We start from the raw sequence: 16,536 nt of genomic DNA, 5'->3' as shown, positions 1-16,536 counted from the left end.
ACGTGCTGCCTTAAAATTCTACGATAAAGCCAAGCGTGGGCACCAGGTTGCCATCATTATTCTCCAGGATAACCGGGATGGCATTGCTGCCGTCGTTGCGCAGTGTGCCGCCATCGGTGGTGGCAAAGCCGGTATTGTCTTCATTCCGCTGGAAAGTATAACGATCGAAGCCGGGCGTGTTGCTGGCCAGCACGTTGGCCACATCCAGGAACAGGTCCAGCGTCACCCGGTTGAAGTTCCACTTCTTGTCGATTCTTACGTCAAGCTGGCTGAATGGCTGCAGCCGGTCCGTGTTCAGCCTGGTGTAATCCAGGATACCCACGCCCAGCGAGGCATAGTTGAGCTGAGAGGCCTCCAGATCGAAAGGGGTGGACGGTGCCCCGCCGGCATAGCGGTACTTCAGGCCAAACTCCCAGTTGCGCGGCAGCTTCTTGCCCAGCAATCCCGAAACCAGGTGCCGGTAGTCCCAGGCACTGGACACGTAGCGGCCATCGCTTCCGGCAAACTCACTCACCACATAGGTATAGGACAGCACCGAGAAGACCGTCCCGGTCAGCTTCTTTTGAAGGTAAAACTCTGCACCATAGGCTCTTCCCTTGCCGGATGTGCGCACTACCTCGTTGCCGATAGAACCAAAGTCCCCTCCCTGGTTAGCAAGCGAGATACCATCGCGCAGCGATACCGGGTAATTTCCATAGTCTTTGTAGAACGCCTCCAGGGTAAAGCGCAGATCCTGCCGCGGCAAAAACTCGGTGCCCAGCACGTAATGTATGGTACGGATATAATCAGCCTTCTTGTTCAGGTAAGCGCCATCTTCCTGGTAGCCCAGCACGGTATAGGTAGGCAGTTTGTAGTAGATGCCGGAAGAGGCATTCAGGGTCCATTTATCAGATAACAGGTAGGAAACAGCCAGGCGCGGCGACAGCGTTTTGAAGGGGTTGCGGCCTTCTTCGGTAAAGGAGTTCATGTCGGTGCGGAGGCCGAGGCTCAGGCCCAGTTTATTATCCAGCACCGATCGGGAAACCTGACCGAAGGCGCCATAGCGGAAAAAGTCCAGCTTGCCATCGTAATTGACCGTAATGCCGGGCTGCACCAGGTTGCCTGCCTCATCGCGCACCTCATTTCGCACCAAACTGAAGATATCATTCGTGAACTGCACATACTGCCCCGACACGCCATAAGCATACTTCAGGCCGTTTTTATACTTGTTCACGTCCAGGCGCAGCTTGTTCTCCGTTTCCCGCGAGGTTGATTTCAAGGTTAGCCGCTGCTCCCCTTCCGTTTCGGCTGCCTCCGTTTTCTCCAGGTCGATGTTGAACGCGTTGCGGCTCAGGGCCAGGTTTACGTAGCCATCGCTCACCAGCCTTTTCACGGCCACGCCGGTCGTATAGTTCCACTGGTTATTATAAGGGATCGAGCGCAGGATGTACTCGCTTTCGGGGGTGCTTTCGCGCGGAACACCAAACGAGAACTCATCAATGGCCCCCACTCCGATAAAGGAAAGGGAGGTTTTCTCGTCGATCTTATGATCTACCTTGTACTGAAAATCCCAATAGTTCGGGCGGATGGGCAGGTCGAGGAGCTTGAAGAGGAACTGCAGGTAAGAGCGCCTCGCCGAAACCAGGTAGGTTGTCTTCTCCCCTATCGGTCCTTCCAGCGTGGTGGCAAACTCCGAGCCGCTCAGGCGCACGTTGCCCGAAAAACGCTCGGGGTTGCCGTAGCGCTGCCGGAACTCAAACACCGAGGAAAGCGCATTATCATAGCGCGCATCAAAGGCGGAGGAGCTCACTTTCAGGTCCTCGATAAACGAAACGTTTAGGATACCTGTGGCCCCGCCGGCGCTGCCTTGTGTGGTAAAATGGTTGATGAGCGGAATCTCGATGCCGTCGAGGTAGTACACGTTTTCGCTGGGCGCTCCGCCCCGTATGATTAGGTCGTTACGGCCGCCGCTGGTGCCGTTGGTCGCCACGCCGGGCAGCACCTGCACCACTTTGGATATATCAAAATTGCCCCCAGGGTTGCTGCGGATCTCCTCGCTGCTCAAACTCTGCACCGACAGGGGCGTGATCAGATCGGCCACGGCGGCGCTTTGCCTGCGGTTGGCCACCACTTCCACCTGCTGCAGCTCGCTGGTGGCCGGCGCCAGCTCAAAGTTCAGGATCTGCACATTGCCGGCTGTCACGTTGATGTTATACTTGCTCAGCGGCTGGTACCCGATGTAAGTGCTCTGCACCGTATAGCTGCCCACGGGAATATTGTCCAGCCGGAAGGCACCGTTTTCGTTGCTCACGGTACCCTGCTGCGTGCCCACCAGTTGCACGGACACCCCGATGAGCGGCTCCTGTGTGTTCCGGTCACGGATGGTGCCGGTGATAATGCCTGTTTGCGCCCAGGCAAAGGCAGGTAAAATAAAAGCAAGTAGAAAGAGGAGCCTCATAGTTTTAGATAGGGTGATGTTTGTAGTACATCTATCTTAAAACTTTGTTTAGCTTTTTCCTGCTTTTTTTAAACACTCTTAAAGTATGAGGCGGAGCTGTGGAAAATTTAGGGTTTCTTAAGTGGATGGTTCAACCAGTGAGGCCTGTGGCAGACTTGTATTTTAACCGGCTTTGTACCGACAACACCAGCAGCATACATCCCCCGCCCTTAGAGCAGGGCTGGGTAAAAGTATAGCGGCATCAAAGTATAAAAGCCACGTTTGGGTTGATAAGGGTTGCTGTTGAAACGAGTTTATACTTTGCCTGCCCTTTCCGGGAACGGCGTACGGAAAGCATAGGCAGATGGTATCTCCTTTCCGGCTATACTTACTTTTTCTTGCTGCGGATGGCCGCATAGAGCACCGGGCTGAAAAAGCGCAGGTTCTCCAGCACGCAAATCATACTATAGAACTTATCCGGGTCAATTTCCTGCTCCTCCGCCATGGCGGCGATGATAGCATCCAGGGCATTGGCGTAATTCTCAGTAAATTCTTCTTTCGTCATCTCTTCAAAGTATAACCTCAGGCTGATAACCCCGCAGGCAAAGGTTTAAGTTCAGACCTGCCGGCACGCCCACTCCACCCAACACTCCAGCAGGCTTACGTAAAACAGCAGAGCAACCGGCCAGACACCGTCCAGTGCCAGCTCTAAAATTAAAGTATCTCTCCGAAGGGATAAAACCCGTGGCTCAACACTACTACTATAACAGCAATTGCACCATGTACACCCGCGCTTTACAATAACAGATTCATCAACAGAATAAACATACAGGCTAACCTGCCAGGGCAGCTGAGCCCGGCACAAAGTATAAATTTATCAGCATTACGTATCAAAGCTAAATGAACAACAAGTATACCATGAACCTCACACAAACCACCAAACGCAGCAGGCAGGTCCGTCGTGGCGTGCGCAGGATGTTTCTGCTCCTGTTCCTCTGCACCTTCACCGCGCTGGCGCAGGCACAGACCCTCACCTCCCCGGACAAAAACTTTGTCATGAAGTTTGAGCTGACCGCCAAGGGAGAGCCGACCTACCAGCTTACTTACAAGAAAAAGCCGGTTTTAAAGCAAAGCAAGCTGGGCCTGGCCACGCAGGACGTGCCCTCGTTTCTGGAGGGCTTTACCATTACCGACACCAAGCAGGCAACCGTGAATAATACGTGGGAGCCGATCCTGGGGGAGCAGAAAACGATCCGCAACCACTACAACGAGCTGCTGGTAACGCTGGCGCAGCCAGACCAGAAGGGCCGCCACATCCGCGTGCGCTTCCGCTTGTTCAACGATGGCCTGGGCTTCCGTTACGAATTCCCGGAGCAGCCGGAGTTGAGCTACTTCATCATCGAGGAGGAGCACACGGAGTTTAACATGACCGGCGACCACAAGATCTTCTGGATCCGGGGCGACTACGACACCAACGAGTACGCCTACACAACCTCCCAGATCTCCGATATCCCGGCGCTGATCGACAAGGCGACCCACGATGTACACGCGCAGTTCCCTATCGACACGCTGTCGGTGCAGACGCCTTCCATGATGAAAACCGCTGACGGACTCTACATCAACATCCACGAGGCGGCGCTGATCGATTACCCGGCCATGCACCTGAACGTGGACCCGAAGAACTTCAAATTCAGCTCGCACCTGACACCGGACGCCGTGGGCAACAAAGGCTACATACAGACGGAGGCGCACACGCCGTGGCGCACGATCGTGGTGAGCGATAAGGCCACCGATATCCTGGAGTCAAGGCTGATTCTGAACCTGAACGAACCCACCAAGTATGAGGATGTGTCGTGGATTAAGCCGGTGAAGTATATTGGGGTATGGTGGGAGTACTTTGTGGCCGGCAAAAGCACCTGGGCCTACGGCACCGAGACCAACGTGAAGCTGAGCGATGACTTTACGAAGCTGACACCCAACAACCGCCACGGCGCCAATACCGAAAACGTGAAGAGCCGCATCGACTTTGCCGCCAAGCACGGGTTTGATGCAGTGCTGGTGGAGGGCTGGAACATTGGCTGGGAAGACTGGTTCGGGAACTGGAAGGAGAATGTGTTCGATTTCGTGACTCCGTACCCTGACTTTGACGCGAAGGAGCTGCAGCAGTATGCCGCGGATAAGGGCGTGAAGATCATGATGCACCACGAGACCTCCGGCGCTGCCACCAACTACGAGCGGCGCCTGCACGAGGCCTTCCAGTTTATGCAGGACCACGGCTACAACTCTGTTAAGACGGGTTATGTGGGCAAGATCATTCCGCGCGGCGAGCACCACGACGGCCAGTGGATGGTGAACCACTACATCTACGTGGCGGAAACGGCTGCCAAGTATAAGATCATGGTCAACAGCCACGAGGCCGTGCGCCCGACCGGTATCAACCGCACCTACCCAAACTGGATCGCACAGGAGTCGGCACGCGGCACCGAGTTTGAGTCGATGGGCGGCCTTGCCCCGGACCACACCACCATTCTGCCCTTTACGCGCCTGATGGGTGGCCCGATGGACTATACCCCGGGTATCTTCCAGACCGATCTTTCTTACTACGGCACCGGCAGCAACCAGCGCGTGAACACCACGCTGGTGAAGCAACTGGCCTATTACGTGACCATGTACAGCCCGCTGCAGATGGCAGCAGACCTGCCCGAGAACTACGAGCGCTTCCCGGACGCCTTCCAGTTCATCAAAGACGTGGCCCTGGATTGGGATGATACCTGGGTGCAGGAAGCAGAACCCGGCGATTACGTCACCATTGCGCGTAAGGCAAAAGGCAAGAACGAGTGGTACATAGGCGGTGTGACGGACGAGAACTCCCGCACGGCTACCATCCGCTTCGATTACCTGCCAAAAGGAAAAGAGTACATGGCCACCATTTACGCCGACGGCAAAGACGCCAGCTGGGACAAGAACCCGCAGAAGTATGAAATCCGCAAAGTGCGGGTGAACGCGAAGAGCGTGCTGAAGCAGTACCTGGCGCCAGGCGGCGGTGTAGCCGTTAGCGTGAAAGAAGCCGGCAAGCAGGATTTGAAAGGCCTTAAGAAGCTGTAAGAAGTATAACCTGAAGTATAAAGAGGCGCGGTGCACTTTTGCATCGCGCCTCTTTGCTTTTAAAGTATGAGCAGCAGTTTTATACTTTCAAAAGCAATTCATTTCCCTCCTGTTGCTTAAGGAAACCGGCATCAAAGTATAAAAGCGCATTATTATACTTCGATGATAGTAGGAGGATTTATAACCATCACCCCTGCCTGAGCGCCTCCTGCACCTCGCGGTTGGTTATACTTCCCCAGTACCTTCGGTATTCCAGTTCGTCGGTTGTGTGCGGGATGGGTTCCAGCTCGGGGGCCACCTGTTTCAGGGCTTTTTCCAGTGCTTCGTAGGGTCTGTAGCCCACGATCATCACGCCTGCTGTAGCTCCTGCCAGACGCATCGTGAACGTAGGGAAGCGGCTGATGTTGTGCAGGCGCACCCGCAGGAGATCCTCCTCAAAGGCCTTACGGGCTTCGCGGCCGCTCAGGTCCTCCTCAAACTTTGCTGCATCGAGTATTTCAGGGTGCTCCTGTGCCAGCTCCTTGCCTGTCTGCCGCAACACCTGCCACTCCGCAATGTTCTGCCCGTGCAGCATCACCGCCTCGCGCACTTTGCGCAGGTACGTCTCCGCCGCCACCGGCGACTGCAGCTCCGCGGCCTTCACGGCAATACAGGCCGGGTACGACGAGGCGGGCGGGTTATCAAACCATACCTTGTCTTTGATTGGCATACCCGAAGTATGGCGTGCCTCCATCCACAGCGGCCCCATCTGCAGCGGCCGGCTGATAGCATGCATCGGGTCGTTAAAGGAATCCCAATTGGGGATGAGGCCGCCCATGCGGTAGCGCCACTTCAGGCGGCCCTGGTAGGCGTAGCGCAGGCGGCGCCACTGCGGCTCCAGGGCCCAGCTCCAGCAACAAAGAGGGTCGGTGTAGACCTCTATCTCCACCGACCCAGCTTTAGTTTGCTTTGTATCTTTTAGTTTGCTTTCTTTTTGTATCATCTGCTTCGGTTACTACCCTTAGGCCATTCCGTTCTGAGGGTACTCACACCATTGGTTCATGCCACTAGGTACGGCTGCTTTTACTTTTTTGCTGCGTTCCTCGCTCAAAGTCTTGTTCATTTTCTCCACGGAGGCCTCCGTACGGTCGGTGCCGCGCGGCCCATGATCGACCATACCGTTCGTCTCTACTACATGACTGAACGGCTCCTCCACATACTGCCAGGTTTCTCCCAGGCTCGGGCTTTTTCCTTCGTTCCAGGGTCCCCGGGCATCACCACCGCTCGACATGTTAAAGTAGGAGTTGCTGTAGCGTGGGTCGCCCTGCAGCACGCCCGGCGGGAAGTTGGGCTGAATGGTCTCCAGCGCCGCCTCGAACATCTGGTAATGCGCCACCTCACGTGTCATCAGAAAGCGGAGTGTCTCCTTTACGTAGGGGTCGCTGGTGAACTGTAGCAGGTATTCATACACGATCTTGGCCCTCGACTCAGCAGCAATGTTAGAGCGCAGGTCTACGGATGGGTCGCCGTTGGCATCTACATAAGAGCCGTTCCAGGGCACGCCCTGGCTGTTGGTGAGGGTTGGGCCGCCGCCACTAAGCACAAAGAACTGCGGGTTCACCATGGCGTTATGGATAAAATCCTCCTTCCTGGCCTTGCCATCGAGCAACTGCATGATTTCCGACTCCTCGGCTGCATTCTTCAACTCGCCGTTGATCGGGCCGAGCAGCATCTGTATGGTCGCGCCAACGATCTCCAGGTGACTGAACTCTTCTGTGGCAATATCCATCAGCAAATCATACTTGTCGGGGTGGGGCTGGCGCATGGCAAAGGCCTGCACAAAGTACTGCATGGCCGCCTTCAGCTCACCGTTGGCCCCGCCAAACTGCTCAAGCAGCAGACTGGCAAAAGCCGGGTCCGGCTTTGACACGCGGGCGTTAAATTGTAACTCCTTTACGTGATAAAACATCTGTCCTCCTTTCTTAAATGAAAAATAGTTAAGGTTTCCACTAAGAAACGAGGCAATGCGGCGGTGGGTTGGCCTGGAAGGCGGGGCTACCGACAGCAGCTGTACGCACCGGAAGAAGTCATACAAGAAGCTGCAAGCAGCTCCCTTCTTCTTTTGACAGTTTCACTAAAAAATCATACTTCTATACTTTTGGTAAAAGAAAAGCCGCCTCCCCTGCGTGCAGGAAAGACGGCTTTGTAATTTTTTATACTTTATACTTTAATTGCGCGGCGGGCTGATCATGATGTGGGCGCCGTGGGTGCCGGGGTGCATGATCCAGGGCATACCCGGCGCGTCCGGTTTCAGGGGCAGGCCGGTGCTTTCGGCGGTGGCGTACGGGATGTAGACCACATAGCGCAGGTAGCCGTTCTTTACCTCGCCGGTAGCCGCGTTGAAGCCTTCTGCAGGTGCCGAGTACACAAACAGCGAGGTGGGCTGTTTGGGCATTTTCAATTTGCCATTCTTGGCCTCCGCTTCCCTTGCCTTAAAGATCTCATCGGAGCTTTTGCCGGCTTCTCTCATCGCGCGGCCCCGTGCCATAAAGGGGTCCAAATCCTTGTGGTAGCAGGATACGGACAGGCCTTCCTGCGCCGGATCGTCGGCCAGGCAGATGAGCTCGTTGGTACCTTTGCGCAACAGCACGAACTTGCCGCTGGCATCGTAGCCATACACGGCGGCACCGTCGCGCTTAGCGGCAGGCGCAGCCAGCACGGCGGCTTTAATCTGGGCTTCGGCGGCTGGAACTTTCGCCGTGGATTTGGTTTGCGCCTGCACCTCAAAGCAAAACAGGGCCAGCACCGCCATCATCAGGGTTATCTTCATGTCAATCAATGGTTTTAGGTAAGGAGGATAGACTGCGCCCTACACCGGGAATAGCGAGATAAGGCTTATCCTGCAAACGTACGTCCTGACTTAAAGATAGGATTTTTGAAGTATAAATGCGCGGCAGCGCGCAGGAAGTATAAAACAGGCGCGAAAGTATACTTCCACGAAAAAGGCAGCCCTACTCTAGCACGGCATCAAACAGGCTAATCTGCCTGCCTATAGGTTTGGCAACCACTGGCACGTTACTGATGGTGTATACCGGTGTTTCCTCGAAGCGTGAGGCCACCACCACCTCGGTTCCGTCGGCGTGCAGCGTGAACAGGTCTTTAACCAGCTTGGGGCAGTTGTTGTCTTTGGAGAGGTGCGAGAGCAGCACATGGCTCATAAATCCGGGCTTATACCCGGTGAACAGGCTAAGCGCCTGCCGGTTGGAAAGATGCCCTCTGCCACCCCGGATGCGGTTTTTCAGGTAGTACGGGTAATGGCCTTTCTCCAGCAGCCCTTCATCGTAATTGGCTTCCAGAAACACCGCATGGCACTGCTGAAAATGCGCGATCACGTGGTCGCAGGGCGCGCCGATATCGGTAAACACCCCTACCCTCACCTCCTGGCAGGATACCACAAAGCTATGCGGGTCGCGGGCGTCGTGCAGCTTCGGGAAGGCCTTTACTTCTATCCTTCCTACTTGAATGGTCTCGTGTGCCTCAAAATGCAGCACCTCTACGCCCGCAAAATCCAACCGGCAGTTGTAGAGCGTGCCGGGGGTAATGTACACCGGCAGTTTATACTTGCGTGCCAGCACCGGAATGCCTTTGATGTGGTCGGAGTGCTCATGCGACACAAAGATGGCCTTTACCTTGCCCATCGGGAGGCCCAGGCGCTTCATGCGCTTCTCGGTTTCGCGGCAGGAAATGCCCGCATCCACCAGCACGGCCTCACGGTCGTTGCCGATGTAATAGCAGTTGCCGTTGCTCCCCGAATTTAACGATGTGATCTGTAGCTGCATGAGATTGCAAAGTTCGTACTTTTTCCACTGCCATTCAACCCGCTTTGGCTGAAAGAAGTGCCACATCCATCCATAAATTCAGCCAAAGTGGGTTTACAGGGCTGAGGTGGCAGAGAGGTAACGAGAGCTAATAACTAATAGCCAATATCCGGCAACTAAGTTTCGCTTGTGTATCTTTGTGTATCACAGATGAAGAACTTATGATCGACCTGACACTATATGACCCGTTCGAGAAAATGCAGTTTACCGACACCAACTGCTTCCTGTGCGGCACCATCATCACCAAGGAGCACCGCACGCCAGTGTTTGGCGAGTGGCTGCAGCAAAAGTACAACCTGAAGGACAAGGAACTGCTGCTGCTCGACAAGAGCGTTACCACCTTCGGACAACTCGGCATCCCCTGCTGCGACCGCTGCCATACCCATTACATGCTGCCCCTGGAGCACGAGGTGGAGCAGGCCGCCACGAAAGGTATGGCTGGCCTGCAAGCCCTGCCGCCACAGCGCCTTTTCCAGTGGATCGGCAAGATGTACTACGGCACGCTGGTAACCGAACTGATTAAGGAGGCGGACCCGCTCGTGATGCCGGAGTACGCGGTGAGTGAGGACCCGAAGATGCTGGGCAAGTTCCGCTCCTTTTACCAGGTGCTGCAGTCGCTGCGGGTGCCGATGGAGTTCGACGGGTTCCTGCCCTGCTCGCTGTTCCTGCTGGAGGTAAGCCCCACCGAGGACGAGCTTCCGTTTGAGTACCAGGACGAGCTGACCACCATGGCTTTCAGCATAAAGCTGGGTTCTGTGGCCATCGTATGTACCTTGCTCGATAACGGCATCATCCGGAAGGCGTTGGGCAGGCTAAGCCAGGTGGCGGAAGGGCAACTGCTGCACCCCATCCAACTGGCCGAGTTTAAGGCCCGCGTTTTCTATGCCGCCTATATTTTCAACGTGGTGCCGGAGTATTTCATCCGTCCGCAAAAGCCCGGAGACGACCACCTGGTGCTGGACACGCTGATAGATGACGTAACGAACGAGATCTTTAACCCCTGGGAGATGCCGGCTTACGCGCACATGCTGGAGGAGATGTGGAAGCCCTGGAGCATCCGGGAGCAGCAGATCCTGCAGAACCCATCACAGCCCATCAGTTTCTTACTCGATGAGCACCACCAGTTCAAACCGATGGAGCGGTATGTGAAGCAGGTATAAAATCAGGCGAGGAAAGGACCATTAGAAAGCTTCTTAAAAAGTATAAAAAATGAGCGGCGGCACCCATCAAGTATGAGTGCCGCCGCTCGTTTTTTATACTTGCGTTTATTCTATCACAAAGCTCACATCCACATTAGAGGTAACCACTACCTCTCCGCCTGCTATCGTAGGGCCTCCGGCGCTATCGTAAGCAGCCGACTCCATCATAGCCATTTTATACATGGGTCGTGGTCCGCCGTTGCTGCTGCTCTCGCTGATGGCGTACACACGACCCAACTTAGAGCCAAGTTCGGAGGTAAGCTGCGTAGCTTTTGCCTTCGCGTTGGCCACGGCCTTCTTGCGGGCCTCTGTTTTATACTTCTCCACATCAGCGTCAGATACCTGGAACTGCACCCCGTTCACATGGTTCACCCCTACGCCATACAAGCCAGAGAGCAGTTCATCAAACTTATCCAGCTTCTTCACAGTCACCGTCATACTTTTCTGGGCCATGTAGAAGTCCGGAGTGGTGCGGCCATACTCCCCGCTGTTGTAGATAGGCTGCAGCGTTACGAACGAGGTCTGGATGTGCTTGGCATCCACGCCCTGTTTCTTGAGGTAGCTGATGATGGCAGCGGCTTTCTTGTCTGTCTCTTTTCTAGCCTCGTCCAGCGTCTTGCCGCGCGTCTCCACGCCCAGGTTCACGACCACCTCATTTGGCTGCACGCGCACCTCACCCGTGCCGTTCACGCTGACCAATGGGGGCAGCACCTGCCCCTGCTGGGCCTGTACCGAGAGCGCCGAAACAAAAACCAAGCTCAGGAGCAACATCAGATTCATCTTCTTCATAGTAGTAGTTTTTGGGTTTTACGTTAGTTAAGCAAAAATATAGTGAATATCTATTATAGTGCTCCAACGCAAACCTTGTGCCACAAAGTATAGCGGAAATAAAAAACCCTTAGCCGGGAGACCAAGGGTTTGGAGACGTCTTAAAAATGATCAGTCTTCTTCGTAGGCGTACGCATCATCTTCGCTGCTGTAGCGGGCCACCAGGATAGCGCCAATTGTGAGCGCCCCCGTCGCCAGAATCAGCTGGGTGGTGGTCAGGCGCCTGGCGGTTTTTACGATAATATGGCCAAGGTCCTGCATCAGGTCAGGCAGCTTTTCGTGGCGACCCTGAAAAACGTGCAACGCCGACTCCACCGTCTTCGACATGTCGTGCGGCTGCAGCAGTTGCATCACGCTTCCTTCCTTCTTCTGCCCGCCCTTCTGCTGGCTGCCACCACTGTTGTTGCTATTGCTGTTTTTGTTGTTGTTCTGGTTTTGGGATGTATTGTTTTCCATAGTTTACATTTGTTTAAAGATTGGTATTCAAGATATACGGAGCTCCATCAAAAAGTATAATCTTAGTGTTAATGCCGGGGCCTTGCGCCATGCTGCACCATCAACTCGTCCATGCGTGCCTGCAGCGCATCCTCATTCACCATCATGCTGGCCGGGAAACCCACCGTCAGGCTGTCCAGCTTCAGCGTCTCCGCCTCCGGGTTGTAATCGTAGCTCCCCGACACGCCTTTCTCGCTGAAGCTACCGCTGTTGGATTGTAATTTAATGCCATAGGTCTGCAGCTTGCTTTTCAACTGGTCGAAAGCCTCAGGCTTGATGCCCTCGTATTGTAGGTTTTTAGCCATTCTTCAGTATCATTTCAGGTTTAATAATTGGTTTATACTAACGCAAGAAGGCATTATTGGTTAACAATTACCAATGGCGGCGGGAAGCATGAATTTTTCCTGTTGATAATCAGCCACATCCTTTTCCCCTCTGAAAAGTTTTCCTGAGCTCCATTGCGAATAAAGAAACACCCGCTATATTTGCACCACAATCAGACAGAACGGCCCGTTCGTCTAGGGGTTAGGACGCCAGATTTTCATTCTGGTAACAGGGGTTCGATTCCCCTACGGGCTACTTGAAAGCCTCTCAGTTCACGCTGAGGGGCTTTTTTTATGCTCTTCGGACACTAAAGCACCTTCCCACCTGCTGTGGAACCTCAAGAATCCCCTGCTGGTCTAGCACCTCCTGCAATCCTGTATAGATAAATGCTAACGTTAAAGCATTAGCCATGTGGTGGCATGCTGTATTCCGTCTGCCCGGTGCCGCTGCTGATTAAAGATACCGAAGCTAATAGTTCATTCTATTGCTTGGCTTTATTCGTCGCCGAAGTTGAAGCTGAGTAACGAATAAAAAGTTGAATCTATACTCGTCGCCCCGCCATATGGCTAATGCATTGTTGTACGTTCGAGTTGATTGATTGGGCTCCTTAGTAGAAGAAAATATAACGCTCACCAAACGCCTCGTCTGTGATTGGTGACCCATCTATGCATGCCCAGAATGTTCAATTTGCTCATGGTAGCGAAGCCGTACCAGCTTTTTACCTTGTCTGAAAACTTCACATTCCGGTATAGCTGGTCCCAGCTTTGGCCCTGGCGTACCAGATTTAATACCTGCTGGTGCAGGTCAACCATATAGTCTCTTTCGTTTTTGATTGTTTCCTTTGTAGCGGGGGTATAGTGGCCTATGTCAATATAATCCACATCCTGTTGTAAAACCCAGTCCAGCGTTTCTATCCAGCCATCATAATAAAAGTCCAGGAAGTCATTGTAGGGCATGGTATTGGACTGACCAACGTCGGTCAACTGAAGGGCTTTATAGGCAGGAAAAGACACGATCGACATGCTGTTGGAATGGCTCGGTGCAATGTGATGAAGAATCACCGTTTCGCCGCCCAGTTTTATGGTCAGTTGTTTATCATACACAATATCAGGCATGGCTATGGGAAGCTTTTCGCCAATTATAGGTTCTAACCCGTTTTTTTGAATGATCACCTTTGCCCCGTTCTGCTGAAAAATTTGAGAACCTCCTGCGTGGTCGTAGTGCGCATGGGTCAGAATGACATATTTTACCGGTACTTTGAAACGCTTTTTAATTTCATCATTCAGCCAAATGGCTGCGGGAGTTAAAGCGGGGTCAATCACAATAGCTCCTGCTTTTGTGATCAATACAAGGCCGCTGTGAAGCGATGGAATGGTGTCGTTCGTATGCCGGTAGAGATTGCCCTTTACCTGCGTCAATGATTTTTGAAGCCTAGGGTTTGGCTTCCCGTAAACATCAGGAAGCACCTCCCGGTCCTTGTAAAGTGACTTATTCACATACACTGCTCCTATCAAAGTGTCCCTGCTTTGCGCCAATCCATTATAAGCGAAAAAAAGGAATGCCAATAGGCAAAGCGAAAATGAAATAAGTTTTGTTACCATTTTCAGCGTTTTTAGGCGTGTTACTAACTTGACGTACAACGATCACTGGATAGGCCTTCTTAGCGGCTTAATTACATGATTACTGTCGGAAAAAAATAAATTTAAAAGGGCAACAAAACATCCGGCGGACTCATTGCAACAATGAGTTAGCCGAATGTTGTATGTTGCCCTAGTAGTACATGCTCCAATAGGTTATGAATTGCTTATCGATCTTTCTTCATTTATTGATACGTCTTTGAACAAATTTTCAACTGTTTTAGAAACTTCGTAAAATCGAACGGATTTGGATATAGTTGATTGGTACGTTCTTTATTTTTATAATAATATTTAATCTAATTGACTACTTGGCTATTCTCAGAATAGGCTTAAGTGTTTCACCGCTTTTAGATTCTTCGAATGCCGTATTGATATCTTCGAAGTCGTAGAATTTTATCAATTTATCAAACGGGAATTTCCCTTCTTTATAATATTGAATTAATTTGGGGATGAATAATTGAGGAATGGAATCCCCTTCAACAGCACCCACAACTTTCTTTCCTTCCATCAGTATGTCATTTGTAAAGTTTACCATAACATCCCCGCCCATACCTACAATGGCTACCTTGCCTGCCACACGCAAAGCATGAATGGATTGTAAAATCACAGGAGAGGCACCGGTGGTTTCAACAGCATAATGAACGCCACCATTTGTGATTCTTTTAATTTCTTCTACCACATCTACTTCTTTGCCATTCAATACATGGGTGGCACCGAGTTCCATGGCAAGGTCCAGGCGATTCTTATGAAGATCTACTACTATAATGTCTTTCAACCCCATGATTTTAGCCGCCATTACTGCACTCAAGCCAACGGCACCTCCTCCATATATAGCAAGGGATGTACCTGGTTCAGGACGTAAGGTATTCATGACCGTACCGCTGCCAGTCTGAATACCGCAGCCTAACGGCCCCAACAGCGCTAAATCAACATCCTTATCTACTTTTACTACGTTATTTTTATTTGCAATGGAATAGGTGGCAAACGAAGACTGACCAAAAAAAGTAGAGAGCGGATGATCGTGCTGGTGAATACGGTTTTTCCCATCTCTTGACTTACCTCCAAAGTTTAGCTCAACCGACCGTTCACATAAATTCTGATGACCGCTCAAACACTGCGAGCATTCACCACAGTATGCAAACGAAAGCACAACATGATCTCCCTGCTGCAAATTAGTCACCCCGGAACCTACTTTCTCAATAATTCCCGCTCCTTCATGACCAAGTACCGCTGGGAAAGGTGCGCCTCTCCCATTCATGGACTCCGCATCCGTATGGCATACTCCTGTAGCTACAATTTTTATCAACACTTCGTCGGCAGCGAGAGCGTTTAGTTCTACTTCTTCTATCTTTAAAGGCTCGCCCTTGCTATGTGAAACTGCTGCTTGAATTTTCATAAATATTTGAATTTTAGTCGTTTATAGAACTTACGGATTAAAGGGTGCTGTTGACTAAAAGTGATTAGCCTTTTTAGTCTATCTAGTTAAGGATGGGGCAACCGTTAGGGTTGCATCTAAAGGTTGCCATCTCGTAAAGCCGCCTTTAAACGATTAGTGGTACTGGCCCGGAAAAACAATTTGTTGTTTACCTCTGAAATGTAAAAACCGTAGTGCCGAAAGAGTCTAAAGTATGATCTTTCATTAACCTACTGCGGCTGAAATTACCGGGCATGCAACACAAAGTGCGCGGTCTTCACTTGTCCTCTATGCTTGAATTGCATGAATACCTTGTATTTTCCAGTTTTAGGAAAATTGGTGTGCAGCAGAATGTCTGGTCCGGATGTTTTGGACTCCATGGGGTGAACATGCACGAATTCAGTGCCATCCTCGCTTACGATGACTACATGTGCTAATGCGCCAAGATAATCGTCTAGATCAGAAACTGGCTTTCCATTCTTATACACGGAGGCTTTCAACTCCACGGATGCCTTAGCGTTGATGGGTTGATCCGGTGCTAATGTAGCCTTGTAGCCATCATGCTCCCAATCCAGGTCCTCCTCGCCCAGTGCTTTAGCAGGTGTTCCTTCCCCTGATACTGTTATGTTTTGTCTGCCTAACTGATGCGTTGATCCCGTAGGGGTGTAATCCTGAAACATGATAAACTCGCCACCGAAAGGAAAGGTATGCTCCCATACATAAGTACCATCCGATAAGGTGTCCGGATGTTCATGGGCGAAGTAAGATAGGTCTTTGGACATGATAAACAAGTGCACGTCCATCTCATGCACTAAATCAAGCGGCACATTGGCTTCGCTCTTCCCCACTTCTTCCGGTTTGAAGTAGAGCTTGGTAGGTTTCAAGGCTTCAACGTTGGAAGGTTCGGTTCTAAAGGTCATCCCGTACTGCTTTTCAGTACCGCTATGGGCGTGGTGGGCGTGTTCTTTCATGGAGTGATGATTTGATTGGTCTTTCAGTTACTTCTGCACCAGGTTCGAAGTATACATTACCTACATGGTTATTATAGGTTAAATCGTTTGCAACCAAGCCATAATTCCAGGCTTTCCCAGTAAAGTTTCCAGCAAATCCTGCTTTTCCTTTTGGATAAATGGCCTGAGTTTCAGTTGCTTTATCCGAAGCTTGGTCTTTACATCCAACCAAAGAGAAGGCTAAAACAGGAATCGCGGAAAGCAGGTACATTTTCATTTCAATCTGTTTCCTGCTTTTAGCTATCTGCAAT

15 protein-coding genes and 1 tRNA gene are annotated in these 16,536 nt (G+C 51.9%); 3 read left to right on the top strand and 13 right to left on the bottom strand.

All coding sequences use genetic code 11. The features are described from left to right. Window positions 1-10: 10 nt before the first annotated feature. Complete coding sequence (locus tag A3841_RS12455) at window positions 11-2,437, bottom strand: TonB-dependent receptor (RefSeq protein ID WP_073852593.1); 2,427 nt, start codon at window positions 2,435-2,437, stop codon at window positions 11-13. Between the two features lie 367 nt (window positions 2,438-2,804). Further along, window positions 2,805-2,981 carry a hypothetical protein gene (locus A3841_RS20315; RefSeq protein ID WP_170866185.1) on the bottom strand — a complete coding sequence of 59 codons (177 nt, stop codon included), beginning with the start codon at window positions 2,979-2,981 and terminating at the stop codon, window positions 2,805-2,807. A 353-nt stretch (window positions 2,982-3,334) separates the two neighbouring features. On the opposite strand from A3841_RS20315, the gene A3841_RS12450 reads away from it, so the two are divergent. Then, window positions 3,335-5,521 (top strand): glycoside hydrolase family 97 protein, encoded by a 2,187-nt coding sequence (locus A3841_RS12450; protein ID WP_083610350.1) that lies wholly within the window; start codon window positions 3,335-3,337, stop codon window positions 5,519-5,521. A gap of 187 nt (window positions 5,522-5,708) precedes the next feature. Here A3841_RS12450 and A3841_RS12445 read toward each other — a convergent pair whose 3' ends face one another. The 4 genes from A3841_RS12445 to A3841_RS12430 all read right to left on the bottom strand — a co-directional run bounded on the left by A3841_RS12445 (window position 5,709) and on the right by A3841_RS12430 (window position 9,339). Next, window positions 5,709-6,503 (bottom strand): DsbA family oxidoreductase, encoded by a 795-nt coding sequence (locus tag A3841_RS12445; RefSeq protein WP_073852592.1) that lies wholly within the window; start codon window positions 6,501-6,503, stop codon window positions 5,709-5,711. A gap of 18 nt (window positions 6,504-6,521) precedes the next feature. Further along, on the bottom strand, window positions 6,522-7,469 hold the full coding sequence (locus A3841_RS12440; RefSeq protein WP_073852591.1) for a manganese catalase family protein: 948 nt from the start codon (window positions 7,467-7,469) through the stop codon (window positions 6,522-6,524). A 258-nt stretch (window positions 7,470-7,727) separates the two neighbouring features. Then, window positions 7,728-8,330, bottom strand: coding sequence for a hypothetical protein (locus A3841_RS12435; RefSeq protein WP_073852590.1), 603 nt, complete (start codon window positions 8,328-8,330; stop codon window positions 7,728-7,730). A 181-nt stretch (window positions 8,331-8,511) separates the two neighbouring features. Then, window positions 8,512-9,339, bottom strand: coding sequence for an MBL fold metallo-hydrolase (locus tag A3841_RS12430; protein WP_073852703.1), 828 nt, complete (start codon window positions 9,337-9,339; stop codon window positions 8,512-8,514). Between the two features lie 200 nt (window positions 9,340-9,539). On the opposite strand from A3841_RS12430, the gene A3841_RS12425 reads away from it, so the two are divergent. Beyond that, window positions 9,540-10,538: a hypothetical protein gene (locus A3841_RS12425; RefSeq protein WP_235861387.1), complete on the top strand. Its 999-nt coding sequence runs from the start codon at window positions 9,540-9,542 to the stop codon at window positions 10,536-10,538. A gap of 105 nt (window positions 10,539-10,643) precedes the next feature. Here the strand turns inward: A3841_RS12425 and A3841_RS12420 are convergent, their stop codons facing one another. The 3 genes from A3841_RS12420 to A3841_RS12410 form a co-directional block, all read right to left on the bottom strand. After that, window positions 10,644-11,366 (bottom strand): SIMPL domain-containing protein, encoded by a 723-nt coding sequence (locus A3841_RS12420; protein ID WP_073852589.1) that lies wholly within the window; start codon window positions 11,364-11,366, stop codon window positions 10,644-10,646. A gap of 150 nt (window positions 11,367-11,516) precedes the next feature. Next, complete coding sequence (locus A3841_RS12415) at window positions 11,517-11,861, bottom strand: hypothetical protein (protein WP_073852588.1); 345 nt, start codon at window positions 11,859-11,861, stop codon at window positions 11,517-11,519. Window positions 11,862-11,929: 68 nt separating this feature from the next. Further along, a complete protein-coding gene (locus A3841_RS12410) occupies window positions 11,930-12,205 on the bottom strand; it encodes a hypothetical protein (protein ID WP_073852587.1) in 276 nt (91 codons plus the stop codon). Between the two features lie 202 nt (window positions 12,206-12,407). Here A3841_RS12410 and A3841_RS12405 point away from each other — a divergent pair. Next, window positions 12,408-12,479 (top strand) — tRNA-Glu (locus A3841_RS12405). A 374-nt stretch (window positions 12,480-12,853) separates the two neighbouring features. Here the strand turns inward: A3841_RS12405 and A3841_RS12400 are convergent. The 4 genes from A3841_RS12400 to A3841_RS20050 all read right to left on the bottom strand — a co-directional run bounded on the left by A3841_RS12400 (window position 12,854) and on the right by A3841_RS20050 (window position 16,535). Beyond that, on the bottom strand, window positions 12,854-13,825 hold the full coding sequence (locus tag A3841_RS12400) for an MBL fold metallo-hydrolase (RefSeq protein WP_073852586.1): 972 nt from the start codon (window positions 13,823-13,825) through the stop codon (window positions 12,854-12,856). A 340-nt stretch (window positions 13,826-14,165) separates the two neighbouring features. Continuing rightward, the gene (locus A3841_RS12395; RefSeq protein WP_073852585.1) at window positions 14,166-15,257 is read right to left on the bottom strand and encodes an NAD(P)-dependent alcohol dehydrogenase; all 1,092 of its coding nucleotides are present in this window, start codon (window positions 15,255-15,257) and stop codon (window positions 14,166-14,168) included. A gap of 263 nt (window positions 15,258-15,520) precedes the next feature. Further along, on the bottom strand, window positions 15,521-16,246 hold the full coding sequence (locus A3841_RS12390) for a hypothetical protein (protein ID WP_073852584.1): 726 nt from the start codon (window positions 16,244-16,246) through the stop codon (window positions 15,521-15,523). After that, window positions 16,218-16,535: a cupin domain-containing protein gene (locus tag A3841_RS20050; RefSeq protein WP_139307948.1), complete on the bottom strand. Its 318-nt coding sequence runs from the start codon at window positions 16,533-16,535 to the stop codon at window positions 16,218-16,220. The genes A3841_RS12390 and A3841_RS20050 overlap by 29 nt, the downstream gene beginning before the upstream one ends. Window position 16,536: the final 1 nt, after the last annotated feature.

The sequence above is a fragment of the Pontibacter flavimaris genome (assembly GCF_001907195.1).
Lineage (GTDB): Bacteria > Bacteroidota > Bacteroidia > Cytophagales > Hymenobacteraceae > Pontibacter > Pontibacter flavimaris.
Note: the sequence above shows the minus strand (reverse complement) of the source record. Positions and strands in the feature narration are given on the sequence as shown.